This is a genomic window from Pseudomonas sp. Lz4W, assembly GCF_000346225.2.
GTDB classification, from domain to species: domain Bacteria; phylum Pseudomonadota; class Gammaproteobacteria; order Pseudomonadales; family Pseudomonadaceae; genus Aquipseudomonas; species Aquipseudomonas paraversuta.
Genome location: NZ_CP017432.1, coordinates 3,420,057 through 3,445,000 on the forward strand (window position 1 = coordinate 3,420,057; position 24,944 = coordinate 3,445,000).

25 protein-coding genes, 2 rRNA genes and 1 pseudogene (1 of these 28 only partly in view) are annotated in these 24,944 nt (G+C 57.8%); 12 read left to right on the forward strand and 16 right to left on the reverse strand.

The features are described 5' to 3' along the window. Positions 1–59: 59 nt before the first annotated feature. Positions 60–2,105 carry a S9 family peptidase gene (locus B195_RS15595; protein WP_003441627.1) on the forward strand — a complete coding sequence of 682 codons (2,046 nt, stop codon included), beginning with the start codon at positions 60–62 and terminating at the stop codon, positions 2,103–2,105. Positions 2,106–2,152: 47 nt separating this feature from the next. On the opposite strand, the gene B195_RS15600 is transcribed toward B195_RS15595, so the two are convergent. Further along, positions 2,153–2,449: a hypothetical protein gene (locus B195_RS15600; protein WP_003441625.1), complete on the reverse strand. Its 297-nt coding sequence runs from the start codon at positions 2,447–2,449 to the stop codon at positions 2,153–2,155. A gap of 82 nt (positions 2,450–2,531) precedes the next feature. On the opposite strand from B195_RS15600, the gene B195_RS15605 reads away from it, so the two are divergent. The 3 genes from B195_RS15605 (at position 2,532) to B195_RS15620 (ending at position 4,281) form a co-directional block, all read left to right on the forward strand. Next, the gene (locus B195_RS15605) at positions 2,532–3,218 is read left to right on the forward strand and encodes a spermidine synthase (protein ID WP_003441622.1); all 687 of its coding nucleotides are present in this window, start codon (positions 2,532–2,534) and stop codon (positions 3,216–3,218) included. A 52-nt stretch (positions 3,219–3,270) separates the two neighbouring features. Further along, positions 3,271–3,645, forward strand: coding sequence for a YajD family HNH nuclease (locus B195_RS15610; protein WP_003441620.1), 375 nt, complete (start codon positions 3,271–3,273; stop codon positions 3,643–3,645). A gap of 165 nt (positions 3,646–3,810) precedes the next feature. Further along, positions 3,811–4,281 (forward strand): RNA methyltransferase, encoded by a 471-nt coding sequence (locus B195_RS15620; RefSeq protein WP_003441617.1) that lies wholly within the window; start codon positions 3,811–3,813, stop codon positions 4,279–4,281. Between the two features lies 1 nt (position 4,282). Here B195_RS15620 and B195_RS15625 read toward each other — a convergent pair whose 3' ends face one another. The 8 genes from B195_RS15625 to B195_RS15660 form a co-directional block, all read right to left on the reverse strand. Beyond that, entirely contained in the window at positions 4,283–5,332 is a 1,050-nt protein-coding gene (locus B195_RS15625) for an AI-2E family transporter (RefSeq protein WP_003441615.1), read from the reverse strand. Positions 5,333–5,405: 73 nt separating this feature from the next. Beyond that, a complete protein-coding gene (locus B195_RS15630; RefSeq protein ID WP_003441613.1) occupies positions 5,406–6,224 on the reverse strand; it encodes a DUF4892 domain-containing protein in 819 nt (272 codons plus the stop codon). Between the two features lie 144 nt (positions 6,225–6,368). Next, entirely contained in the window at positions 6,369–7,223 is an 855-nt protein-coding gene (locus B195_RS15635) for an alpha/beta hydrolase (RefSeq protein ID WP_003441611.1), read from the reverse strand. A 66-nt stretch (positions 7,224–7,289) separates the two neighbouring features. After that, a complete protein-coding gene (locus B195_RS15640) occupies positions 7,290–8,093 on the reverse strand; it encodes an alpha/beta fold hydrolase (RefSeq protein WP_003441607.1) in 804 nt (267 codons plus the stop codon). 112 nt (positions 8,094–8,205) lie between these two features. Next, positions 8,206–8,649 (reverse strand): hotdog fold thioesterase, encoded by a 444-nt coding sequence (locus tag B195_RS15645; RefSeq protein WP_003441605.1) that lies wholly within the window; start codon positions 8,647–8,649, stop codon positions 8,206–8,208. Positions 8,650–8,726: 77 nt separating this feature from the next. Then, positions 8,727–9,176 (reverse strand): phosphohistidine phosphatase SixA, encoded by a 450-nt coding sequence (sixA, locus tag B195_RS15650; RefSeq protein WP_003441601.1) that lies wholly within the window; start codon positions 9,174–9,176, stop codon positions 8,727–8,729. Next, positions 9,173–9,505 (reverse strand): DUF4389 domain-containing protein, encoded by a 333-nt coding sequence (locus B195_RS15655; protein ID WP_003441597.1) that lies wholly within the window; start codon positions 9,503–9,505, stop codon positions 9,173–9,175. Before B195_RS15655 ends, sixA begins: the two co-directional genes overlap by 4 nt. A gap of 18 nt (positions 9,506–9,523) precedes the next feature. After that, entirely contained in the window at positions 9,524–10,549 is a 1,026-nt protein-coding gene (locus B195_RS15660) for an NAD(P)H-dependent glycerol-3-phosphate dehydrogenase (RefSeq protein WP_003441594.1), read from the reverse strand. Between the two features lie 265 nt (positions 10,550–10,814). On the opposite strand from B195_RS15660, the gene B195_RS15665 reads away from it, so the two are divergent. The 3 genes from B195_RS15665 to fabB all read left to right on the forward strand — a co-directional run bounded on the left by B195_RS15665 (position 10,815) and on the right by fabB (position 14,819). Next, complete coding sequence (locus B195_RS15665; protein WP_003441591.1) at positions 10,815–12,713, forward strand: response regulator; 1,899 nt, start codon at positions 10,815–10,817, stop codon at positions 12,711–12,713. Positions 12,714–13,071: 358 nt separating this feature from the next. Then, the gene (gene fabA / locus B195_RS15670; protein WP_003441588.1) at positions 13,072–13,587 is read left to right on the forward strand and encodes a 3-hydroxyacyl-[acyl-carrier-protein] dehydratase FabA; all 516 of its coding nucleotides are present in this window, start codon (positions 13,072–13,074) and stop codon (positions 13,585–13,587) included. A gap of 11 nt (positions 13,588–13,598) precedes the next feature. After that, positions 13,599–14,819, forward strand: coding sequence for a beta-ketoacyl-ACP synthase I (fabB, locus tag B195_RS15675; protein ID WP_003441586.1), 1,221 nt, complete (start codon positions 13,599–13,601; stop codon positions 14,817–14,819). Positions 14,820–14,935: 116 nt separating this feature from the next. On the opposite strand, the gene B195_RS15680 is transcribed toward fabB, so the two are convergent. Then, a complete protein-coding gene (locus B195_RS15680) occupies positions 14,936–15,892 on the reverse strand; it encodes an amidohydrolase family protein (RefSeq protein ID WP_191985185.1) in 957 nt (318 codons plus the stop codon). Between the two features lie 185 nt (positions 15,893–16,077). Here B195_RS15680 and B195_RS15685 point away from each other — a divergent pair, with 185 nt between their 5' ends. Together B195_RS15685 and B195_RS15690 are read left to right on the forward strand one after the other, a co-directional pair. Further along, positions 16,078–16,494, forward strand: coding sequence for an OsmC family protein (locus tag B195_RS15685; RefSeq protein ID WP_003441577.1), 417 nt, complete (start codon positions 16,078–16,080; stop codon positions 16,492–16,494). Positions 16,495–16,566: 72 nt separating this feature from the next. After that, entirely contained in the window at positions 16,567–17,427 is an 861-nt protein-coding gene (locus B195_RS15690; protein WP_003441574.1) for a pirin family protein, read from the forward strand. A gap of 15 nt (positions 17,428–17,442) precedes the next feature. Here the strand turns inward: B195_RS15690 and B195_RS15695 are convergent, their stop codons facing one another. Next, complete coding sequence (locus B195_RS15695) at positions 17,443–18,762, reverse strand: Na+/H+ antiporter family protein (RefSeq protein WP_003441573.1); 1,320 nt, start codon at positions 18,760–18,762, stop codon at positions 17,443–17,445. 1,456 nt (positions 18,763–20,218) lie between these two features. On the opposite strand from B195_RS15695, the pseudogene B195_RS23245 reads away from it, so the two are divergent. Both B195_RS23245 and B195_RS23250 read left to right on the forward strand, forming a co-directional pair. Further along, a pseudogene (locus B195_RS23245) lies at positions 20,219–20,365 on the forward strand (HAMP domain-containing protein); the annotation flags it as partial. 102 nt (positions 20,366–20,467) lie between these two features. Next, entirely contained in the window at positions 20,468–21,223 is a 756-nt protein-coding gene (locus tag B195_RS23250; RefSeq protein ID WP_369826391.1) for a methyl-accepting chemotaxis protein, read from the forward strand. Between the two features lie 45 nt (positions 21,224–21,268). Here the strand turns inward: B195_RS23250 and B195_RS15705 are convergent, their stop codons facing one another. Genes B195_RS15705 through B195_RS15715 form a run of 3 tightly spaced genes read right to left on the reverse strand, consistent with a single transcriptional unit; the run spans position 21,269 to position 23,567 of the window. Continuing rightward, entirely contained in the window at positions 21,269–22,588 is a 1,320-nt protein-coding gene (locus tag B195_RS15705; protein ID WP_003441570.1) for an ATP-binding protein, read from the reverse strand. Next, complete coding sequence (locus B195_RS15710) at positions 22,585–23,253, reverse strand: response regulator transcription factor (RefSeq protein WP_003441568.1); 669 nt, start codon at positions 23,251–23,253, stop codon at positions 22,585–22,587. Before B195_RS15710 ends, B195_RS15705 begins: the two co-directional genes overlap by 4 nt. Beyond that, positions 23,253–23,567, reverse strand: coding sequence for a PepSY domain-containing protein (locus B195_RS15715; RefSeq protein WP_003441566.1), 315 nt, complete (start codon positions 23,565–23,567; stop codon positions 23,253–23,255). The genes B195_RS15710 and B195_RS15715 overlap by 1 nt, the downstream gene beginning before the upstream one ends. Before the next feature lie 209 nt (positions 23,568–23,776). Here B195_RS15715 and queD point away from each other — a divergent pair, with 209 nt between their 5' ends. Beyond that, on the forward strand, positions 23,777–24,133 hold the full coding sequence (gene queD, locus B195_RS15720) for a 6-carboxytetrahydropterin synthase QueD (RefSeq protein ID WP_003441563.1): 357 nt from the start codon (positions 23,777–23,779) through the stop codon (positions 24,131–24,133). 166 nt (positions 24,134–24,299) lie between these two features. On the opposite strand, the gene rrf is transcribed toward queD, so the two are convergent. Continuing rightward, positions 24,300–24,415, reverse strand: a 5S ribosomal RNA gene (gene rrf, locus B195_RS15725). A gap of 155 nt (positions 24,416–24,570) precedes the next feature. Then, a 23S ribosomal RNA gene (locus B195_RS15730) occupies positions 24,571–24,944 on the reverse strand (it continues 2,525 nt past the right edge of the window).

Consider the following 24,944-nt stretch of genomic DNA (forward strand, 5'->3'; position numbering starts at 1 on the left):
AATGCGGCTGCACCGCCGTCAGCGTCACTTCTTTTCATGCAGGTTTCAGAGAACGCTCAATGACCGAATCAGCCTACGCAAACAGCGCCCCTGTCGCACATAAGGTCCAGGGCTCAGACCCCTATTCGTGGTTACAAAATCGCGACAGCGAAGAAGTTTTAGACTACCTGAAAGCCGAAAACGCCTATCAGGAAGCGCAGCTGGCCGACCAGGCGCAACTGCGTGAGGCACTGTTTCAAGAGATCAAGGGCCGGATTCGCGAGACTGATCTGTCACTCCCCTCCCCCTGGGGTCCGTATCTGTATTACACGCGCACCATCGCCGGCGACGAGTACGCCCGCCACTACCGCTGCCCGCGCCCGGCTGACGGCAGCCAGCAGGTTGACGAAAACGCCGAACAGTTACTGCTGGACCCGAACGCCCTCGCCGATGGCGGCTTTATTTCCCTGGGCGCCTTCAGCATCAGCCCAGATCAACAGCGTCTGGCCTACAGCCTGGATACCAGCGGCGAAGAAACCTACCGCCTGTTCGTCAAGGAGCTGAGCAGCGGCGCAGTCAGCGAGCTGCCGTTCACCGACTGCGATGGCAGCATGACCTGGGCCAACGACAGCCAGACCCTGTTTTTCGCAGAACTGGACGAGACCCATCGTCCGCACAAACTGTGGCGCCATACCTTGGGCGAAACCGCTGCGCATGAAGTGTTTCATGAGCCGGACGGGCGTTTTTTCCTGCATTGCTATCGTTCGAGCTCCGAGCGCCAGCTGATCCTGCTGCTTAACAGCAAAACCACTAGCGAAAGCTGGGTGCTGGATGCCGATCACCCGCAACGGGCTTTCAACTGCCTGGCACCCCGGGTCGAAGGCCACGACTACAGCGTTGACCATGGGCTGTACCAAGGGCAATGGGCCTGGTTTGTGCGTACCAACCAGGACGGGATCAACTTTGCCCTGTATTACGCGTTTGGCGATGTACCAACGCGCAACGAATGGCAATTGCTGATCGCCCATGACGACAGTGTGATGCTGGAAGGCTTGAGCCTGAACGCCCATGCCTTGTGCCTGAGCCTGCGCGAAGGCGGTCTGCCGATCATCGAAGTCCGTCCCGATGGCTTGCCGGCCTATCGCGTGCAATTACCGGACGCGGCCTACAGCCTGTATGTGCAAGACAGCCTGGAATTTGACAGTCAGCATATGCGCCTGCGCTATGAGTCACTGAATCGCCCGGCACAAGTGCGCCAGCTCACCCTGGCCACCGGCGAGCAAAGCGTTCTCAAGGAAACCCCGGTTCTGGGACCGTTCAATGCCGATGACTATGTAAGCCAGCGCTTGTGGGCCACGGCACCGGACGGTACGCAAGTGCCGATCAGCCTGGTGGTCAAACGTAATGCGCTGGGCAAACCTGTGCCGCTTTATCTATATGGCTATGGCGCCTATGGCGAAAGTCTCGACCCATGGTTTTCCCATGCCCGCCTGAGTTTGCTCGAGCGCGGGGTCGCTTTTGCCATTGCCCACGTGCGCGGCGGCGGGGAACTGGGCGAAGCCTGGTATCGCGCCGGCAAACAGGAATACAAGCACAACACCTTCAGCGACTTTATCGCCTGTGCCGAACACCTGATCGACAAAGGCCTGACCCGCTCGGACCAGTTGGTGATCAGCGGCGGCAGCGCTGGCGGTCTGCTGATTGGCGCAGTGCTCAACCAGCGACCGGAACTGTTCAAGGCAGCCATAGCCGAAGTCCCGTTTGTCGATGTTCTCAACACCATGCTCGACCCTGAACTGCCGTTGACTGTCACTGAGTACGACGAATGGGGAAACCCGCAGGACCCCGAGGTGTATGCCCGCATCAAGGCCTATGCGCCCTATGAAAACGTCGCACCGCAGGCATACCCGGCGATGCTGGTGATTGCCGGCTACAACGACAGCCGTGTGCAGTACTGGGAAGCGGCCAAATGGGTGGCCAAGCTGCGCGCCACCAGGACCGACGACAATCTGCTGCTGCTCAAGACCGAACTGGATGCCGGCCATGGCGGCATGAGCGGGCGCTATCAAGGCTTGCGCGACGTGGCACTGGAGTACGCGTTTGTGTTCAAGGTGCTGGGGATTTAACAGACACAGTGAGCGCTGGTTTGCCAGTGCTCACAGGCAATCTGTGATCAGTCGGCCGGGGCTTTGGATTTCGGGTCTTTAGGCTCCAGCCCCGGCAGCGGCTGGTCTTTGGGCGGCGGCTGCGGCAGCTCGATCGGAGGCAGTGCAATCAGGCTGCCACTCCCGCTGACAGGCTTGGGCACGGCACGTGGCGTGATTTGCGGATAGGGTGTTGGCGTAGCGGTACCCGGTGAACCCGGTGCAGGCGTCACTGGCGCACTCGGAACGATGGTCGGTTCAACTGCATGGGCCGCACTTATCGAGAGCGCACTCCACACAATGACCGTTAGAATAGTGCGTTTCATCAATCACTCCGTTGCCAGACCGGCTTGTCTGCCTTCAGGCTACTCGTAACCAGTTGTTTTTGTCCCCTTCTATGAGACTTCCATGAAACGTTTTGTTCTGCTCGACACCATCCCGATCCCTGAAAACGGCGGTGCCTTGTGCCTGTTCGAGTACGGCGAAGACTTCGTGATCAAAATTCAGGGCGGTGACGGCGGCCAGTTGATGAACACCCGCATGCACGGCTCCGAAGATGCACTGGCCGAAATCCCTTGCCGTAAAGTCGCCGGGCGCCCGCAATCGCGGGTGTTGATCGGTGGCCTGGGCATGGGTTTCACCCTGGCCTCGGCCCTCAAGCATTTGGGCAAGACCGCCGAAGTGGTGGTGGCCGAGCTGGTGCCTGGCGTCGTGGAATGGAACCGCGGCCCCCTGGGCGAGAAATCGGGCAACCCGCTGCAGGACCCGCGCACCGTTATCCGCATGGAAGACGTGGCCAAGGTGCTGCAAGCCGAGCCCAACGGCTTTGATGCGATCATGCTCGACGTCGACAACGGCCCCGAAGGCCTGACCCAAAAAGCCAACAGCTGGCTGTACTCGGCGGGTGGCTTGAGTGCCTGCGCCAAGGCCCTGCGGCCAAAAGGCGTGCTGGCGGTATGGTCAGCCAGTGCTGACAAACAGTTCTCGGACAAGCTGCGCAAAGCCGGCTTCAAAGCCGAAGAAGTCCAGGTATTCGCCCATGGCAACAAGGGCACCCGGCACACGATCTGGATTGCTGAAAAAATCAAAGGCTGATCAACAGCTAAACTTCACGACATAACCGTCATTCGTCCTAAAAGGTGAACCCATGAGTTCGGCCAACCCACCGTCCCACACTGCCAAGCTGGATCGCATCCTGGCCGATGCCCAGCGTGACCGCGAAATGGGCTATCGCGACAAAGCCCTGAAAATGTATCCCCACGTGTGTGGCCGCTGCGCCCGTGAGTTTGCCGGCAAGCGCCTGAGCGAACTGACTGTCCACCACCGCGATCACAACCACGACAACAACCCGCAAGACGGTTCCAACTGGGAGCTGTTGTGCCTGTACTGCCACGACAACGAACACTCGCGTTACACCGATCAACAGTACTTTTCGGAAAGCTCCACCAGCAGCCCGAAAATCGCCAAGGCGACCCACAACCCGTTTGCCGCGCTGGCCGGGCTGATGAAAAAAGACGAGTAGTGCCTGTGCGGGAGCTGGCTTGCCAGCGATGGCTGCGCCCCGGGATGACAGTCAAAACCGAGGGCTTGCATCACTGGCAAGCCGGCTCCCGCAACAGACCACGTGCCCCCCGATCCACAGACAATGCCGGTATACTCGCGTCTTTTTTCTGAAGGGCAACGGCACGTGGCAAACAAACGGTACAGCTGCATTGGTTTGTATAACCCCAAATCACCGGAAAACGTCGGCTCGGTGATGCGTGCGGCTGGTTGCTACAACGTGGCGTCGGTGTTCTACACCGGAAAACGCTATGAACGCGCCCGCGACTTCGTCACCGACACCAAGAAAATCCATCAGGACATCCCCCTGATCGGTATCGACGACCTGAAAAAGATCATCCCGCTGGGCTGCATTCCCGTCGCTGTCGAAATGGTAGAGGGCGCCCGCTCCTTGCCGGAGTACACCCACCCGGACCGGGCGATCTATATTTTCGGCCCGGAAGACGGATCGCTGGGTAAAGATGTGCTGGAGTGGTGCGAAGACGTTATTTACATCCCGACCACTGGCTGCATGAACCTTGCAGCCACGGTCAATGTGGTGCTTTACGACCGTTTGGCCAAGGGCAATAACACCCGCTCCGGGCCAAAGTTCGGCTAAGTCAGACCTTGCCCTTGTTCTGCTGGCTGGCACTCCAGTCCAGCAGCAGGCTGTAGGCGATAGCCAGCAAGGTAGGACCGATAAACAGACCGATAAAGCCGAATGCTATCAACCCGCCAAACACTCCGAGCAGGACGATCACCAGCGGCAGGTTGCCGCCCCGGCTGATCAGGTACGGCTTGAGTACGTTATCGACACCACTGATAACCAGCGTGCCCCAGATCCCGAGGAAAATCGCCATCCCGTAGTCACCCTTCCAGGCCAGCCAGGCGGTGGCCGGGATCCAGATCAGCGGTGGCCCCATGGGAATCAGACTGAGCAGAAAGGTTGCCAGGCCCAGCACCAGCGCACCCGGAACCCCGGCAATCAAAAAGCCTATGAGCGCCAGCAGCGCCTGAGCGGCCGCGGTGCCAATCACACCGTTGACTACACGCTGGACCGTGCCCGCCACCAATTCCTGGTAGTAGTCGGCACGGTCGCCGATCAGTCGTTCCAGCAGACGGTGCACGAAACTCGCCAGGCGCGGGCCGTCACGATAGAAAAAGAACACGAACACAATGCTCAATGTCAGTTCCAGGATGCCGCCGCCAATCTGCGCGCTGCGGGCCAATAGCCAGTTACCCACCTGCCCCAGATACGGTTTTACCGCCATGAGCATGGCTGCGCCCTGCTCATCGATGGTGTTCCAGAGCCCCACCAGGCGTTCGCCGACCAGCGGAATGCCGGCGAGCCAGGTCGGGGCCTCCGGCAAGCCTTCGAGCTGAACATCCTTGATCAAGGTGGTAGCGTCGCGCACATGGTCTGCCAGGTTGAACCCCAGCCATACCAGCGGCACTGCCACAAGCAGCATCCAGCCCAGGGTCAGGATGCCCGCAGCCAGCGACTCACGGCCCTTGAGCGCCCGTGTCAGCAGGCGCATCAGGGGCCAGCTGGCAAACGCCAGCACCGCGCCCCAGAACAAGGCCGACCAGAAAGGAGCCATCACCCACAGACTGGCACCGAACAACACCAGAAGCAGAATCTGCACCAGCAGGCGATCGTTATTGAGCATGTGTGTTCCGCAGAGAATTGAGATGAAAAGAGGGACGGCGATTACCTGGAGTGTAACCGCCGCTTACAAATTGTTAACGCAGTAATTCCACATGCAGCCCCTGGGTCTGGCTGTCGCCAAGCTCAATGCGCGCCGCCCGCACCCCGCTCTTGATCAGGGCATCACGCCAGGCCGCGGCCTGGTTTCCGGTCAAACTGACCCGGGAGGTAGTATCGAGATTCAATGCCCGGGATATCAACGTAAGCCACGGTGCATCGGGCTCACCGGTGAGGGTGGGCAAATCCAGCCTGCCGGTGCTTTTGAGCTGGCGCTGCAAGGTGGCCGAAGTGGGCAACAACTCGCCCAGATCGGCACTCGATTCAAGCTGCTCGACATGCAGGTAGGCTTTGCGCGACCCGCGATTGATGCTGTACAGCGCCACAAGCTGGTTCTGATCCGGAGCCGCACGGCGCAGCAACAGATAGGACTGTTGCTCGTCGGAGCCTACCAGCTTGGAGTTGCCAAATACTTCATTGGCCCAAAGGCTGCTTTCACCACAATCGCGCGCCTGACACCAGAACAGCAACTCGGCGCCCTTGGCCTGCAAGGCTTCACGGGCAGCAGTGAAGGCTTCATTGGCCGAGTGTTCAGCGGGCAGCTCATAGGTGATGGCGGTCGTCTGCCCGCGGGCATTGACCTGGCCTTCAAATCGGAGACGGCCACTGATTTTCCGGATCGAACCCAGCGGATAGATGCGCTCGATATCAGGTTGCACGGTGTAATCGACAATTTGCGCATCTGCCAGCCTTGGCACATCTTGCAAATCATGACTGCCGGGCACATCGGCAGCCCACAGTAGCGGGCTCAGGCAGCTCAGGCCCACAGCCAGAAACAAACGATTGGGTAGCTTCATCGGCGTACTTCGCACAGACGCAGGGTGTGGTTCAGCATCCTCACGATAGAGACCGGATGGCCTTTCGGGGTCGCAGCGGTGTAGAGATCTATCATGGTTGTCTCCCTTTCATCCCGCCAAGCCTCGGCAGTTGACCGCCGCAAGTCAAGGAACGGAGAAGAACCGATTGAAACAGTCTGCAACAAGGACTGCCCCCGACTCGTCATTCAGGTGCAAATGATGGCCACCGGGTAACCGTTCCAGGTTGAAAGGTAGTTGATCCAGCAGCCCGGAATGACTGGCCAGCATGCCCTGTTCTGCCACCACCAGGGTCCCCGGACAATTCACCCGCCGGATGAAGGACATGGCTTGTTCATCGGTCAGACGCAATGGCGACGGCAAGGTCAGGCGACTGTCGCTACGCCAGCTATAACCACCGGGGACGGGCATCAGACCGCGCTGAGCGAGTAGTTCTGCCGCCTCGCGGCTAACCGCCACCATGCCCTTCATCCGCGCCTCAATGGCTCGTTCGAGCGTCGGATGCACCGACTTGCGCTTGTGCTGCAGATCAAGCTGCGCTTGCAGGGCCTGGCCCATGCGCTCAGCCGTACCCTCTACCGGGCCGTTGCGCAACATGATCCCGTCAATCAAGGCCAGGTGCGTGACGCGCTCGGGAAACGAACCCGCAATCACCACCGAAACTATCGCCCCCAACGAGTGCCCCAACAGGGCGAACCGTTCCCAACCCAGCTGCTCGGCCACGCACAGCACATCAAAGGCGTAATCGGCCAAGCTATAGCCCGCCCCGCGCGGGCGGTGATCTGAATGACCATGGCCGGCAAAGTCCAGTGCCGCGATGCGCAAGCCCGGCAGTTTTGGCGCCAGCCGGGCGAAGCTGTTGGCGTTGTCCAGCCAGCCGTGCAGGGCAATTACCGGCAGACCGTCCGGCGGGCCAGACATGTGCGCAGCCAGTTCAATATGCGGCAGGCTCAGACGTACTTCTTCAACCACAGGACTCATGGGACATGCTCTTCAAAGACTTGAGGTTAAGGGCGATGCGACGCCGTTGCGGCCATGACCCGGACACTACGAAACTGCAACAGCCCCGGGCTCCCAGCGGGCAAAAATCTGTTTGAGCAATACAGCGGTGTCTTGCGGCTGCTCCAGCGGGAACATGTGCCCGCCCGGTACGCTCAGTGACTCACCGTTGGGCATGCGCGCTACGGCCTTGGCATGATGGCTCATGACTACCCGGCTGTCGCGCCCACGCACGACCGTCAGCGGCACTTGCAACTGGAGGGCGCGCCCGGGGCTGGTGTGGGGGACGCCCCGGTAAATATTAATCTCGGTCGCCGGGTCGAAGCTCAGGCGCAAGCGATCGTCGACGGCCTGCAAACCGTGCTCCAGGTACGCTTCGAAACAGTCAGGATCAAAACTGCGAAACAGCGACTTGCCCGCAAAGTAGGCACGGGCGGTCTCGCGATCGGCGAACTCTTCACGCCGCCCCAAAGTACGTCCCGCCGGAGTCAGGCGATCAATCAAGCCAAAACGCTTGGCGGCGCGAATCACCCACCGGTCGGTAAGCGTCAGCACCGGCGAATCAAGCATGACCACGCCTTTGTATAAATGCGGACAACGGATTGCCGCATGCAGGTGCAACATCCCGCCCAAAGAGTGGCCAACGCCCAGTACCGGTCCGGCTTGCTGCTGCAGGTGGAAGATCAGCTCATCGACCAGGTTGTGCCAGTTGTCATCCACCGGAAAACGCGGGTCATGCCCGTGCTGTGGCAGGCATGCCACGTTGAAGTCCGGGGTCAGAGCATCGAACAACTTGCCATAGGTAGCAGAAGGGAAGCCGTTGGCATGGGCGAAAAAAATCTGCCTAGACATACAAGGCGTCCATAAGTAGAGAGTCCAGCTTATTGTCTGCAGGAAAAATACTCATATCAATGACCGTATGCGCCATGAGTGACGCCACTACGGCCATTATCTGAGCATTTGATCAGCGCACGGGCGGCGCTTCACCCAAGGGCACTACCGCGATGGTCAGGCGGGAGATGCAGCTGAACTTGCCGCTGTCGTCCGTCAGGCGGATATCCCACACATGGGTGGTACGGCCCATATGAACCGGGCGAGCCACCGCAGTCACACGCCCGCTGCGTACACCACGCAAGTGGTTGGCGTTGACCTCAAGACCGACGCAATAAAACTTTGAGGTGTCGACACACAAGAAACTGGCCATTGACCCCACCGTCTCGGCCAGCACTACCGAGGCGCCACCATGCAACAAGCCGAAAGGTTGATGGGTACGGTGATCCACCGCCATGCTGGCCGTGATCGACTCATCGTCGAAGGCGTCGAACGTAATGTCCAGCACGTCGCAAATAGTGTTTTTGCGCAGAGAGTTGAGCTTTGCAAGGTCCGGCGTGGTGGTCCACGAGATCATGGTTCATTCCTTGGGTCAGAGAGCATGGCTGGCCGGCTTGCCACAGCGCAGCCCCATGCAGATTTTTTGTTTTGTACTCAGGGATGCCACAGGTTGCACAACGTCATGCTGCCCGCCAGCGGCCACTCACCCTCAAGTTCCGCCAGGCTGGCCGTATGCATTGGCTGCGGCTGGCGCATATGGCCATGCATTAACAGGCTGATCAGGTCACCCACAAAAGGCTGATGGGTAACCAGCAGCACATTGCCGCTATCGGGAAGCTGGCTCAGGGCCTGCCGTGGATCGCTATCGGGAGTCAGCCACGGCACGCTGATGAGTTCCGGGGCGAAACCCAGGGCATTGCGTACCAGCTCAGCGGTTTGCTGAGCCCGAACGTACGGGCTTGCCAAAATGCTGTCCAGTGGCTGATCAAGCAACCGGGCAGCACTGTGCAAAACCTGTTCACGCCCTTTTACGGTCAGTTCGCGCTCGGCATCACGTCTTGCGTGGGGCTGGGCCTCACCATGGCGCAAGATCCAGATTTTCATGGCTTGGTCTCTGCGCCGCCAGTGGGCGCCACGTACGGAGCCTCGCCTTCTGGCGCACGCGGGGCGGGCCAATCGGCAAACGGCCAGGGCTTTTGCTCGGTGTGAAAGCTGCCGAAGCGCCCGATTTGTGCGAGGTAAAGGCTCAGGCTATCGCCAAAGTTCATCAGCCCGGCGTTAGGTGCACCGTAAACCAGACGGTAAATCAGTTGCACCAGCACCAGCCCGCCAAGCACCAGTTGCGCGACCTGCCAGACCAGAAGAAAGACCAGCATCCAGAACACGCGCAACACAATGGACTCGTACTTGGGTGCATTTTTTGTATCGTTCATATGCTGCTCCTGTCGGGCTCAGTTGAAACCACTGGTGGAGATAAAGTCGACATCGGTTTTAGGCTCGGCGCGCATCAGCAGCTCAATTACCTGATTGAGGGTGCGGCCCTCAAACAGGATTGCATGCAAGCCTGCGACCAATGGCATATAAACATTCAACTCCTGGGCCTTGACCTTGAGCACCTTGAGCGTATTCACGCCTTCTGCCACTTCGCCCAGGCGGGTAACGGCCTCTTCCAGACTCAAACCCTGGCCCAGGGCAAACCCGACCTGATAGTTGCGGCTTTTGGGCGATGAGCAAGTGACGATCAAATCACCTACCCCGGCCAGTCCGAGAAAAGTCATGGGGTTGGCGCCCTGACTGACTGCAAAACGGGTCATTTCTGCCAGGGCACGGGTAATCAGCATGCTCTTGGTGTTTTCACCCATTTCCAGTGCCACGGCCATGCCGGCAATGATTGCGTACACGTTTTTCAACGCCCCGCCCAACTCCACGCCGAACCGGTCAGCACTGGCATAGACCCGAAATGTGCGGCCGTGCAAAGCCGCTTGTACCCGAGCGCAGAGCTCTTCGTCGGCACTGGCGACCACTGTGGCCGTCAATGCATGTTCGGCAACTTCACGGGCCAGATTGGGGCCGGACAGCACGCCGATTCTGGCTTGCGGAGCGATTTCCTCAAGAATCTCGCTCATCAGCTTGAAACTGTGAGCTTCAATGCCTTTGGTCAGGCTGACCAGCATTTTGCCGCTCAGGCGTTCGGCATGCTCTGCCAACACATTGCGCAAGGCGCTGGAGGGCAATGCCACAAAGCACAGTTCACAGGCTTCAAGCGTTGCCTGCAGGTCGGTGACCGGTTCAACCAGGGGGTGAATCTTGATGCCCTTAAGGTAGCGAGGGTTCTCGCGATTCAGGCGAATCGCCTCGGCTTGCTCCGGATCCCGCATCCACTGGCGCACTGGATGACCGTTTTCTGCCAGCAAGTTGGCCACGGCGGTGCCAAAACTCCCGCCTCCCAAGACCGCAATAGCGTGCTGTTCAGTCATATGCAATCCCGTCATCTATATAGCAGTGGCAATACCGGCATTATACGGAGCACATCCCTCAAGGCGAGACCTTGAACGATTGATTGCACGGAAAAGAGTCGGCGGCGACTGGAAAAGCGAAACAGCTCAGTTACCATGCCGCCTTGCGGTTCACACTCCAAGGCAATATTGCTGCGCACAAGAATGGCGACCTCAAGTCAGGGATGGCAGTACACATGGGCTATACCTCCAGTACCAAGGGCAAGACTGATGGAGCACCGCCCCCATGAGCGTTCGCAGTCGCTGGAACATACATACCCGCACGCAAATGATGAGCCTGGGCCCAGCGTTGCTCCTGACGTTGCTGTTAATCAGTCTTTTTACCTTTATTCGCATCCAGGACTTGCGCCAGGAGCTGAATCACACCGGCCAGTTGATTGCCAACCAGCTGGCGCCCGCCTCGGAGTACGGGATTTTATCCGGCAATACCGAGATGCTGAACAGCCAGGCAAAGGCCTCGCTGAACACGCCACATGTGCAATTTGTACAAGTGCAGGACCCTGCCAACAACATGCTGTTTCATGCCGAGCAACCGGCTTCCGGTGCGGACCGGGAATCACATGCCGAGATATTCCAGGCACCGGTTCGCATGCAGCGAAACGGCTCCGGTGATTACCTGGTCACCCGCGACCTCCAGGCAACGCTGCCGAGGGAAGGCTATCCGGGCCGGGTACTGGTCGGCATTTCCAATGAGGCATTCGACAAGCGCCAGCAAGAAATCCTGCTCAAGGCATTGATCCTGGCGCTGTTTGCACTGGGTTTTACCTACCTGCTGGCCCGTCGCCTTGCAACCAACCTGTCCAAACCCATCATCGATATGAGCAATGCCGTCAAAGCCATTCAGCAAGGCGATTACAAAATGCATTTGCCTGTGGTCGACGACAGCGAACTGGGCAGTCTGGCCCGGCATATCAATAACCTTGCCGACGGCCTTGAAAAAGCCAGTCGCGAGCAGGAAGCAACCATCGCGCAACTGATTCAGACACGTGAAGAGGCTGAACGGGCCAACCGCGCAAAAACAGATTTCCTGGCGATGATGAGCCACGAGCTACGCACCCCGATGAATGGCGTACTGGGGATGCTGCAATTACTGGAAACCACTGAGATGACGCCGGAGCAGATCGAGTATGCGGCTCTGGCCTCGGAGTCTACCGAGCACTTGCTCAAGGTGATCAACGACATCCTCGATTTCTCGAGAATTGAGCGCTCGATTCTTGACCTCGAACGCATCCCCTTCAATCTGGCCGAACTGGTCAGCAACTGCGCCCAGGCTTTTCAGCACAATGCCGGACAGCGCGGGTTGCTGTTGCAGCTGTCGATCCCTGATGGCTTGCAGGACTTGCACGTACTCGGCGATCCGACCCGCATCCGGCAGATTCTGGTCAACTTGATTGGCAACGCCTTGAAGTTTACCGAGTATGGACAAGTCAGCATCGAGCCGCTCTGGCAGCCCCTGGACCATGAACTTATCTGGTTCACCTGCACCGTACGCGACAGCGGTATCGGGATCAGCAGCGACAAGCTGGACTCGATGTTTAATGCCTTCCAGCAAGCCGACAGCTCGATTTCACGTCGTTATGGCGGCACCGGACTGGGATTGCCCATTGCCCGCACGCTGGCTGAACGCATGGGCGGCACGCTGCATGCCAAGAGCGAAGAATCCCTCGGCTCGGTATTTACCCTGGAGATCCCGCTGGAACTGCACCATCCCGTTCCCCAGCAGCACCAACCGGAGTTGGCGACTGAACCGATGCGTACCAAGGGCCGTAAAATCCTGCTGGTGGAAGATAACCGGGTCAATCAGACAGTCATTGAGGCCGTGTTGAGGAACCTGGGGTATGAGGTGAGCGTAGTCAGTGACGGTGCACAGGCGATTCACCATGCCAACACCGAGAACTACGCGGCCATTTTGATGGACTGCCGGCTACCGATCATTGACGGCTATGAAGCTACCCGGCAAATCCGCCAGTTATCAGGCTGCACCACGGTGCCCATCATTGCCCTGACAGCCAACGCCCTGCAGGGGGACAGGGAAAATTGTCTGCAAGCGGGAATGAACGATTACCTCGCCAAACCATTCAAACGCACTGACCTGGAGCAAATTCTGCAGCGCTGGGTGCAGTAACCTGTAATCAGGGGCTGTTCCGGTTTCCCGGGGACGGCGCTGTCCGCAGCCCCTGCGCAGTGACCAAAGCACTCTGGCCGCGGCAACATCCCGGCCCGACGAAACCTGAACAGGGCTTGTAGAACCACCTGCGACTGGCGTTAAAGGCAAAAGTGCGGCAGTCTTAGACACCCGAATGGGCCCCTGAACCGGCCTGATTTAAATTTTCAGTGCACAAGTGTACATTCTTGCCCTTTGCGCTGTGACTTTCACTACAACGCAATAGTCTATGTGTAGGCTGGCGAACTGGAACGCGAACGTTCCGGTTGGTCGGGAAGATTTGCCCCACCCTGCCGCATGGGATTATTGAGGAGCTCGCATGACCAAACAAAACGCCTTTACTCGGGAAGATTTGCTGCGCTGTAGCCGCGGCGAGCTATTCGGCCCAGGTAACGCGCAACTGCCCGCCCCGAACATGCTGATGGTGGATCGCATCACCCATATCAGCGAAGAGGGTGGCAAGTACGGCAAAGGTGAATTGGTCGCCGAGCTGGATATCACCCCTGACCTGTGGTTCTTTGCCTGTCACTTCGAAGGTGATCCGGTGATGCCGGGCTGCCTGGGCCTCGACGCCATGTGGCAGCTGGTTGGCTTTTTCCTGGGCTGGCAAGGCTTGCCGGGCCGCGGCCGGGCCCTGGGTTCGGGCGAAGTGAAGTTTTTCGGTCAGGTCTTGCCGACCGCCAAGAAGATCACTTACAACATTCAGATCAAACGTGTCCTTCGCGGCAAGCTGAACCTGGCAATTGCCGATGGTTCCGTCAGCGTCGACGGTCGCGAGATTTACACCGCCGAAGGCCTTCGGGTCGGCGTTTTTACTTCCACTGAAAACTTCTAAGGGTTATCCGCATGCGCCGCGTCGTTATCACTGGTCTGGGCATCGTTTCGTGCTTGGGCAATGACAAAGAGACCGTCTCCGCTAACCTGCGTGCAAGTCGCCCTGGCATCCGATTCAACCCGGAATATGCCGAAATGGGTCTGCGTAGCCAGGTTTCCGGCTCCATCGACCTGCCTCTTGAAGAGCTGATCGATCGCAAGATCTATCGCTTCGTCGGCCACGCGGCGGCTTACGCCTACCTGGCCATGAAAGACGCCATCACCGATTCCGGCCTGACCGAGGAGCAAGTCTCCAACCCGCGTACCGGCCTGATCGCCGGCTCCGGCGGCGCGTCGACCTTGAACCAGATGGAAGCGCTGGACATCCTGCGCGAAAAAGGCGTCAAGCGTGTAGGTCCTTACCGCGTTACGCGGACCATGGGCAGCACCGTTTCCGCCTGCCTGGCCACCCCGTTCAAGATCAAGGGCGTGAACTACTCGATCTCCTCTGCCTGCGCCACCAGTGCCCACTGCATCGGTACCGCAGTAGAGCAGATCCAGCTGGGCAAGCAGGACATCGTATTTGCTGGCGGCGGTGAAGAAGAACATTGGAGCCAGTCGTTCCTGTTCGACGCCATGGGCGCCTTGTCCACTCAATACAACGACACACCAGAGAAAGCATCTCGCGCCTACGACAAGAACCGTGACGGTTTTGTCATTGCAGGCGGCGGCGGCATGGTTGTGGTTGAAGAGCTGGAACACGCCCTGGCCCGTGGCGCCAAGATCTACGCCGAAATCGTCGGCTACGGCGCGACGTCCGACGGCTATGACATGGTTGCCCCAAGCGGCGAAGGCGCCATCCGCTGCATGCAGATGGCAATGGCTACCGTTGACGGCCCAATCGACTACCTCAACACCCATGGCACCTCTACTCCGGTAGGCGACGCCAAGGAAATGGAAGGTGTTCGTGCGGTGTTCGGCGACAAGGCTCCAGCCATCAGCTCCACCAAAAGCCTGTCGGGTCACTCCCTGGGCGCCGCAGGCGTTCACGAAGCGATCTACTGCCTGCTGATGATGGAAGGCAACTTCATTGCCGGCTCTGCCAACATCGAAGAGCTGGACCCGGTTGTCGCCGACATGCCGATCCTGACCAAGACCCGCGAAGACGTCACGCTGAACAACGTGATGAGCAACAGCTTCGGCTTCGGTGGCACTAACGCCACTCTGGTTCTGAAGCGCTGGACTGGCAAATAAGCCTTCCGCTCGCGAAATGAAAAATGCCCCGACCGGTTCGGGGCATTTTTTTGTCCGGAAGAATCTGGCGAGAGTTGCTCCGGCGACACTGACTTACAAGCAAACGCCAGCAGTCCCTAGCGCTTTTTCGGCAACACCGACAGGAAATTATCCCTGGCCACCTTGCGCGCAACGCTTTCAGGCAAGGCATCCAGAAACGGATCAAAACTGCGTAACTCTTGCCCCACTTTGTCGAAACGCCCCACCACATCGGATCCCAGCATAAAACGCTCCGGGAAGCGCTCTACAAGCGCGACCCACTCAGGCCTGGCCTTGCCCTGCTCATCCAGCAGATACGGCGTGAGCATGCTCCAGGACAGGTCCACGTAGAGATTGCGATGCTGGGCCAGAAGTCGTGTCAGTTCGGGTAACAGAAAGGGCATCCGGGTCTGGTGCCTATGGATTTCGACGCTGCTGCCTGCATGGGCCCAAATAAACCGGGTATCCGGGAACTGCGCCAGCGGCTCTTCAATTTCGGCCAGATACAGCGGGTTCCTTTCCCGTTTCGAAGTGATGTTGGAGTGCAACAGAACTGGCAGATCCTGCTCCCCTGCCAATTTGTAGACCTTGGACATGGCCTCGTTATTGGCCCGCGGTGTGTCCCCGGAGATGAGCGCCGTCAGGTCGTCATGGCGGGTGAAAACCTCGCCAATGCCTTGCCACAAACCGGGGTTGAGGTCGAGCATGCGCTGAATGTGCTCGGCAGAATTTTTGTCATTGGGATTAAAACCGGACAGGAACGGATGAAAGTGCTCACGCTGTGCTGCTGTCAGCTTGTTGACGGCTGCAGCCACCCACACATCGGTCGCGCTATACCAATAGGCATCAGCGTCATCGCCAGCGTAGTAACGCGGGCGCTTGGGTTCGTCTTCATGCCATTTTTTGGCCACGGGGATTCCGGAAATCATCACGTGGTCGATTCGATTGCTGGCCATTTCCTGAAGCAATGCGTCCATTCCGGCGGTTTCCTGGAAGAAATCGACGTAATGTAAATGTGCATCGCTGTAGGCATAGTCGCGGGCCTGCGCCCACATGCTGGTCGTCGCAAGGGCCCAGGCCACAACGTAGTGTCTTATTCGCAACCTGAATCTCCTCTCTGTTGACTCCAATAGACCCGCCAGCCTGTTCAAGGGTTCAGCCTGTGATCAAAGTGAACGCATAACGCCCGGCATGTTCTATAAAGATCAGGACCTTTATCACTGCCAATCTGAGGTTTGCCATGACTGTTACCGTTAATACCGAGTCCCACGAAGGCTTTCGTCACAGCATTAAAATCGACGATCACGAAGTGTTCACCGATTTGCCCAAAGCAATGGGCGGCGAAAGTTCAGCGCCCTCGCCCCATGATTATTTCGATGCCGCCCTCGGTGCCTGCAAGGCGCTGACGCTCAAGCTCTATGCGCAAAAGAAAGATATTCCGCTGACTGGCGTCACGGTCGAGATCAAACACGACGCCAGCGAAGAGCAGCTCGGCAAATACGCACTGCACGTCAAACTGACGCTCAAGGGCGTACTCACCGACGCCCAGCGCCAGGAGCTGCACCGGGTGGCCGACAAGTGCCCGATCCACAAGCTGATGACCACTGCAGACGTCACCATCGAGACTCACTTGTCTGAAGGTGCTTTCAGCCAGTAACGTCTCGGGAGTACGGGGGCACATGACAGCGTTGGGTTATGCTCAACGCTTCTCCATTGCCGGGACCGCACCATGCATGAACTGACCGTGATTCGCCCCCGCGCCGAGGATGTCGAAGGGCAACCCATCCTGCGCCCCCTGCCGTCAGCAAAATGTCGCAGTGTCGGCCCTTTCGTGTTCTTCGATCACATGCTGCGTACCGACTATCCGCCCGGCCACGGGATGGATATCAGGCAGCATCCGCACATTGGTCTGTCTACCCTGACCTATCTGTTCGAAGGACAGCTGCAGCACAAGGACAGCCTGGGCTCTGACCAGCAGGTAGGCCCCGGTGAAGTCAGCTGGATGACCGCCGGCGCAGCCATTGCCCACATCGAACGCACGCCTGCCCCGCTGCTCGCCCGGGGATCAACCCTGCATGGCCTGCAAGTGTGGCTGGCATCCCCCAAAACCCGGGAGCAAGGTCCGGGGCACTACAGCCATCACCTGGCGGACAGCTTGCCAGTCAGCGATAGCCTCGGGGTAAGGATTCGCATGCTGGCAGGTACCGGGTTCTGTCTGGCCTCACCGGTGCCCGTGCTGTCACCGACCCTGTATGCCGAAATACATATGCAAACAGCCACCACGCTGCTTATCCCGGCAGAACACCAGGAGCGCGCGCTGTATGTGCTGGAAGGGCAAGCGCAGCTACAAGGCCAGGCCATTGAGCCACGCAGCCTGGTGCTGTTGCCCACCGCAGAGGAACTGACCTTGTGCGCCGACAGCGACTGCCACGCAGTGTTGATAGGTGGCGCGCCGCTGGATGGCCCCCGGCGCATGAACTGGAATTTTGTTGCCAGTGATCCAGTGCTTATCGAGCAGGCCCGAGCGCGCTGGGCTGCCGGAGACTGGCCGACCGTTGCCGGAGAAAGCGGTCGTATCGAACTGCCCTGAACAGCCGCCGTGCCCTTACAACACCATTGCTGCAACCCAGCCAAACGCCAGCAATGGCAGGTTGTAATGCAGGAAGGTGGGCACCACGGTATCCCAGATATGGTGATGCTGGCCGTCCACGTTCAAACCGGAAGTCGGACCCAGGGTTGAGTCCGAAGCCGGCGAACCGGCATCACCCAGGGCTCCGGCGGTACCGACGATGCAAACGATGGCCATCGGACTGAAACCCAGTTGCACACACAACGGCACAAAAATCGCCGCCAGAATCGGTACTGTCGAAAACGACGAGCCAATGCCCATGGTCACCAGCAACCCGACCAGCAACATCAGCAATGCCCCGACACCCTTACTGTGGTTGATCATGCCTGCAGACGCCTCAACCAGGGATTTCACTTCGCCGGTGGCTTTCATCACCTCGGCAAAACCCGATGCGGCAATCAGGATGAAGCCAATCATGGCCATCATTTTCATGCCTTCGGTGAACAGGTCATCGGTCTCACGCCAGCGCACAATCCCCGACGCCGAGAAAATCAGAAAGCCTGCCAGTGCTCCGATGATCATGGAGCCCAGCCACAGCTGAATGATAAACGCGGCAGCGATGGCAACTCCGGCCACCAGCAGGGTTCGCGGGTTGTAGCTGATAGCCACTTGCTCGACCTGCTCAATCTTGGCCAAATCATATTCACGCTTTTTGCGGTAACTGATGAATACAGCCACCAACAACCCGAACAACATGCCTAGCGCCGGGATCGCCATTGCGTGGGTGACATTGACCTGGCTGACATCCACCCCGCTCTTGCTGACGTTGGCGAGCAAAATCTGGTTGAGAAAGATGTTGCCGAAGCCCACCGGTAAAAATATGTATGGCGTAATCAAGCCAAAGGTCATGACACAGGCGATCAGGCGCCGGTCAATTTTCAACTTGGTGAGCACGTACAGCAGGGGCGGAACCAGCAAGGGAATGAAGGCGATATGAATCGGCAAGATGTTCTGCGAAGAGATTGCGACCACCAGCAACAAACCGATCAGTAGCCACTTGAGGCGATTGCCGCCGACAGCCTGTTGTCTATTGACCATGATCAGGGCCTTGTCGGCCAGTGCATGGGCCAGGCCGGACTTGGCGATCGCCACCGCGAAGGCACCCAGCATTGCATAGGACAAGGCGACCTGCGCGCCGCCACCCAAGCCGCTGTTGAACGCATCGAGCGTTGCTTCGATGCCCAGCCCGCCCACAAGGCCGCCGACGACGGCACCCGTGATCAGGGCGATCACCACATGCACACGGGACAGACTGAGCACCAACATGATGCCGACCGCGGCAATTACTGCATTCATCATTACAACCTCTTAGCGCGCACTACGATAAAACACCGTAAAGCGGAAAATTTCGGGCAAAAGGCTGCTGTTCCAGTCGCCGGTCTGAAAGGGAGTGCTTATTTGGGGGCGCACACTTTGCAGCAGCATTGACGCCTTGTCAAAGCACACGCCAAAGGCCTGCGGGGATCATCGCCTGAATGGGGATACCCTTAATTCTGACAGGGTTTAATCTTTTTAAAATTTGAAAACGTAACCTCTAAATACAGATTTCCCCATAAAGAAAACTATCGGCTGGCCGCTAACAGACAAAGCCTCTATTCAGGATGTCTCCATGTCGCTCAGACAGCTTTCCATCCAATGGAAAATCACCCTCCTCGCCGGACTCTGCCTGCTGGGTATCGTCGCTCTTCTGGTGGGACTTTCCCTCTATCGCATGGATTACACGGCCGATCTGGTGGAGGCCTCAAGCACGCAGATGCTCAATGAGTCCGCACAGGCCCGTATTGAGGCCCAGGGCGAAGCCCAGGCGTTGGCCATCAGTCGCCAATTTATGGACGCCTATCAATACGGCAACGGGTTTGCACGACAAGTCCTGTTTTTACGTGAGCAATCGGAAAAGCGCTTTCTGGATGCTTTCGATCTGCGTGAAGATCTGACCCGACAGGTGAAAGCGGCCCTGCAGGCCAATCCCGACTTGCTTGGTTTGTCCCTGGTGTTTGAAGCCAATGCGCTGGACGGCAAGGACCAGCTGTTCGACCATCAATCAGAGCTGGGCAGCAACGACAAGGGCCGTTTTGCCCTTTACTGGTCGCAACCGACGCCGGGCAAGCTGACGTCGATGGCACTGCCTGAAACCGACATGACCGATACCAGTACCGGGCCCAGCGGCCAGGCGAATAATTCATGGTTTACCTGCCCGCGTACGACGCTCCAGCCGTGCATTATCGAACCTTACTTTTACGCGATCGATGGGCAAAACGTTTTATTGACCAGCATCGTTTTTCCGCTGATGGTCAAGGGCAAGGTCATCGCCTCGCTCTCGGTTGATATCAACCTCAACAGCCTGCAAACCATGAGCCAGCTTGCCAGCCAGAAGCTTTACGACGGGCAGACCAGCGTCAGCATTGTCAGCTCGGCAGGCATATTGGCCGGCTTTAGCAGCGACGCGAGCAAGCTTGGCCAACGTCTGGATCAGATTGACGCCGACGATGGTGCCCGGTTGAGTCAACTGATGGCCAGCGGCGGTGAGCCCCAGAGCATTCATGGTCACCAGCGGTTGAAAATCCTGACCCCGTTCCTGCCGATCCCGGGCAGCAAGCCGTGGGGGGTGTTACTCGATGTGCCGGAAAAGGTACTGGTCGGGCCGGCCCAGGCGCTGCAAGCAGAACTGGACGAGCGCAATAAGGCAGGCACCCTGATTGAGCTGTGCCTGGGCTCTCTGGCAGCAATCATCGGCCTGCTGCTGGTATGGCTGATGGCCCGCAGTGTGACGCGACCGATTCTGGGGGTAGCGCGCATGCTTGAGGACATTGCCAGCGGCGAAGGCGATCTGACCCGACGCCTGGCCTACGACAAGCAGGACGAACTGGGCCAGCTGGCAGGCTGGTTCAACCGCTTCCTCGACAAGCTGCAGCCGATCATCGCCGAGGTGAAACATTCGGTTCAGGATGCCCGCAATACGGCCGATCAATCGGCGGCCATTGCCACCCAGACCAGTGCCGGCATGGAGCAGCAGTACCGCCAGGTCGATCAGGCTGCCACTGCCTCCCATGAAATGAGCGCTACGGCGCAAGATGTCGCACGCAGTGCGGCGCAGGCTGCTCAGGCAGCGCGCGATGCCGACCAGGCGACACGCCAGGGGCTGACCATCATTGACCGTACAACGTCCAGCATCGACCACCTGGCTGCCGACATGAGCGTAGCCATGACCCAGGTCGAAGGGTTGGCGGCCAATAGCGAAAAAATCGGTTCTGTACTGGAAGTGATTCGCGCGATTGCCGAGCAGACTAATTTACTCGCCCTCAATGCTGCGATCGAGGCGGCCCGAGCAGGCGAAGCCGGGCGCGGTTTTGCCGTGGTGGCTGACGAAGTGCGCAATTTGGCGCGACGAACCCAGGAGTCGGTGGAAGAAACCCGACAGGTGATTGAACAACTGCAAATCGGCACCAAGGATGTAGTGACGTCCATGGGCAACAGCCATCGCCAGGCCCAGGGCAGTGTCGAGCAGGTCGGTCAGGCAGTAACGGCATTGCAGCAAATCGGTGATGCCGTGAGCGTGATTACCGACATGAACTTGCAGATTGCCAGTGCCGCCGAAGAGCAGAGTGCAGTGGCTGAAGAGATCAACAGCAATGTGGCCACCATCCGCGATGTCACGGAATCATTGTCCGGACAGGCCAATGAGTCGGCACGGGTCAGCCAGTCGCTGAACTCACTGGCCAACCAGCAGCAAAAGTTGATGGATCAGTTCCGCGTCTGACCTGAAGTGGCATGATTGACGGCGGCCCCGGGGCCGCCGTCATTTTCAGCTCCTGCGGGCGGGTAGCCTGATCATCACCGACAAGCCGCCCAGCGCCCCCGTTTCAAGCTGCATTTCCCCACCCCAGACATCCACGATATCTCGCACAATGCCCAGGCCCAATCCATGGCCACTGGTTTGCTCGTCCAGCCGTGTTCCACGGCTGATGACCTGGTCGCGCTCTGTCTCGGGTATGCCCGGCCCATCGTCCTGGACTTCAATCTCATACCCGCCCGCGGTCTGGCGGATGTTCAGTTCTACTTGCGAATCCGCCCATTTGCAGGCGTTGTCCAATAGATTGCCGAGCAATTCGAGCATGTCTTCACGGTCCCAAGGCATGTGCAGTCCTGGACTGGTGTTTAGCCTTAACGCCAAATGCCCGCCGTGAATCATGCCAAGGGTCGCCATCAACCCCGGCATTTCGGCGTCGACATCGAATTGAGCGCCCGGCAAGGCATCGCCTGCCAGACGGGCACGATTAAGTTCCCGACTCATACGCTGCTGCATCTGCTCTAACTGATCGCGCAGGGTTTTCTGTATCTGGGGATAAGCATCCAGCCGGCTGTCCTTGGCCAGGCTGATTAATACTGCCAACGGAGTTTTTAACGCATGTCCCAGGTTGCCCAAGGCATTACGTGAACGCTTCAGATTGTCTTCAGTGTGGGCCAACAGGTGGTTTATCTGAGTGACTAAAGGCTCAAGCTCAAGGGGCACCTGGGCGTCGAGTTTCGAACGTTGTCCGGCCTGTAACTGTGCGATCTGCTTGCGGGCCGTTTCAAGTGGACGCAAAGCCCGATTAACCGTGAGCCGTTGCAGCAGCAAAATAACGATCAGGGCGAACACGCCAATGGCCAACCCTATGCGCTGAACCTGCATGAAGCTTTCGCGTATGGGTGTGTAGTCCTGGGCCACACTGATGGAAACCGCGTGGCCAAAACGCTGATAGTCACTGCGCAAGACCAGCAACATCTGCCCTTCGGGCCCCTCTTGCAACTTGCTGTCCAGGCCCGGATGACTGGGTCGCGGCAATTGAGCGTCCCAGAGTGAGCGCGAGCGCCAATGGATGTCACCAAACTGGATACTGAAGTAATGCCCGGAGAAAGGTCGATGGTAAGCCGGGGATAATCTGCGCTCATCCAGCTGCAAACCCTGGGGGCCCCGGCTCAAGGCAAGCAACAGGTTCTCGCTCTCGTTCTGTAGCCCCGACTCCAGATAGCGCTGAAGACCATTTTCAAATAGCCAGAGACTGACCTGACCGACCACCAGACCGGCAATCAACAGGACACTGATCAGACCCAGGCTCAAACGCCGCTGAATGGACTTCACTGGATGCCGGTACCAAAGATGTAGCCCTGCCCGCGACGAGTTTCGATCACTGTACGGCCCAGTTTTCGACGCAGATGGTTCACATGAACCTCCAGCACATTGGAGTCGCGCTCGGTCTCGCCATCATAGAGGTGCTCAGCCAGGTGGCTTTTGGACAGAATCTGTTGAGGATGCAGCATGAAGTATCGCAAAAGACGAAACTCGGCGGCGGTGAGCTGTATTTCAGCCCCCTCATTGATGACACATTGGCGCGACTCATCGAGTTGCAGTCCCGCGGATTTCAATAGCGGTTGATTCGACTGGCCATGGGATCGCCGTAATAACGCCTGCACCCGCAGTTGCAGCTCTTCTGGATGAAAAGGCTTGGTTACATAATCATCGGCACCGGCCTTCAGGCCATCAATGCGCTCCGACCAGGAACTGCGGGCGGTCAAAATCAGTACCGGTGTTGTCAGCCCTGTGGCACGCCATTGTTTAAGCACATCCAGACCTGGTAGCCCAGGTAGACCCAGATCGAGAATGATCAGGTCATATGGCTCGCTCTGCCCCTGATGCAAAGCATCACGACCGTCGGCCAGCCAGTCGACCGCATAACCCTGGCGAGTCAAGGAGGCCATCAGTTCATCGGCCAAAGGAACGTGATCTTCAACCAGCAACAAACGCATTAATCATCGACCTTATCTTTGAGCAATTGGCCATTACTGGCATTGAGCTTGATCTCTCGCACGACGCCACTCGGCGTTAACAATTCGACCTCATAAATATAAATGCCGTCATCCTCTTCCAGCTCTACCTCCAGCAGCTTTGCCCCTGGATGGCGCTGGAGAGCGCTTTGCAGGAGCTGCTCCAGAGGCAGTATTTCACCTTGCTCACGTAAACGTAATGCTTCGTCCTGCCCCAAGTCCCGCGCCAGGGTCAAAGAACAAAACGCACCAAGCATCAACGCTACAACCGTGCCCACTCGCACATGTACTCTCATCGCTAGCCTCAACGGCCTCTCCGGTGTATGTGTGTTTTCCCGCTACAAATGCGTAAACCATAGCGTTGCAGGCTTAACTGAAGCTGAATTGCTCACTCCGCTGGATAGGTGGCAGAGCGCTATACTCGCTCATGTCGAGTTAACTGTTAAACTGGCGGCCTGCATTCATCGCCCAGGCGATAGCCACCTTTTCAAGAGCTATAAACACTGTGGAAATTTTCAAAGAGTTTACCTTCGAATCTGCGCACCGCCTGCCTTTCGTTCCGCAAGGGCATAAATGCGGTCGTTTACATGGCCACTCGTTCAAGGTTGCAATTCACTTGAGCGGTGACATTGACCCCGCAACAGGCTGGATTCGCGACTTCTCGGAAATCAAGGCTATTTTCAAGCCGCTTTATGAGCAACTTGATCATAACTATTTGAATGATATTCCCGGTCTGGAAAACCCGACCAGTGAAGTATTAGCCAAATGGATCTGGCAACAGCTGAAACCTTTGCTTCCTGAACTGTCAGCGATTCGAATCCATGAAACCTGCACCAGTGGCTGTATTTATTACGGTGACTAAAAAGTTCGCATAAAAAAACCACCTTTATTGGTGGTTTTTTTATATTTGAAATTTGGCGGACTGCACTGACCCGGGCAAAATCCCTGTAGCACTGTCGAAACAGGCTTTTCTCGGCACAAAAACAAACCCCCTGTCTGCGTGAGCAGACAGGGGGTTTGGAATTTAATCTTGACGATGACCTACTCTCACATGGGGAAACCCCACACTACCATCGGCGATGCATCGTTTCACTTCTGAGTTCGGGATGGGATCAGGTGGTTCCAATGCTCTATGGTCGTCAAGAAATTCGGTAGCCAGCGCGTTTTACCTTGCGGTCAACGTTCCAGCGAATGGGTATGTAATAGATTTGTGTGTTGTGCAAACTTTCGGTTTGTATCGTCTTCACACACCGCAACTTGTCTGTTCTTGCAACCAAGAACGCAAATTGCTTGGGTGTTATGGTCAAGCCTCACGGGCAATTAGTATTGGTTAGCTCAACGCCTCACAGCGCTTACACACCCAACCTATCAACGTCGTAGTCTTCGACGGCCCTTTAGGGAACTCAAGGTTCCAGTGAGATCTCATCTTGAGGCAAGTTTCCCGCTTAGATGCTTTCAGCGGTTATCTTTCCCGAACATAGCTACCCGGCAATGCCACTGGCGTGACAACCGGAACACCAGAGGTTCGTCCACTCCGGTCCTCTCGTACTAGGAGCAGCCCCTCTCAAATCTCAAACGTCCACGGCAGATAGGGACCGAACTGTCTCACGACGTTCTAAACCCAGCTCGCGTACCACTTTAAATGGCGAACAGCCATACCCTTGGGACCGGCT